This is a genomic window from Vibrio sp. 1978 (assembly GCF_033344345.1).
This window is the reverse complement of sequence record NZ_JAWPOP010001046.1, coordinates 1-513: the sequence shown is the minus strand read 5'-3', so window position 1 is coordinate 513 and position 513 is coordinate 1. Positions and strand designations below refer to the sequence as shown.

Below are 513 nucleotides of genomic sequence, written 5' to 3'. Positions count from 1 at the left end.
ATTCAATCAGTTGAGCTTATTACGATCATCGTCATCTTTACGCTCGAATTCACCTTCGAAGGTGTTGCCGTTGTCCGAGCGAGAATCAAACGGGTCACGATGAAACGGATCTTGCTCAAATGGCCCTTGGTTTGAAAAACCACCTTGGAAGCCACCACCATGCATGGTTTTGACGACCATCTTGCTCATCAAGTATTTCGCAATCGCGGCACGCGGCGCAGGCAGCAATACCACCATACCCAACGCGTCGGTCATAAAGCCGGGTGTCAGCAATAGCACACCGGCAACCGCTAGCATCACACCTTCAAAAATTTGCTGTGCTGGAATTTCGCCTTGTTCAAGACGGCCCTGAACAGACATCAAGGTTTGAATACCTTGGCTGCGCACTAATGACGCGCCAACAAATGCCGTGATCAGCACTAATGCGATGGTTGGCCAGAGACCTAAAAAGCCCCCCACCTGAATAAATAAGCCAATTTCAATGATTGGGACGAAAATAAACGCCAATAATAA

General features: G+C 48.3%; 1 protein-coding gene. It reads right to left on the bottom strand.

The genetic code is table 11. The features are described 5' to 3' along the window. Window positions 1-6 precede the first annotated feature (6 nt). Window positions 7-513: FxsA family protein (locus tag R8N49_RS30575; protein WP_318190881.1), on the bottom strand; the 507-nt coding region annotated here is incomplete at its 5' end.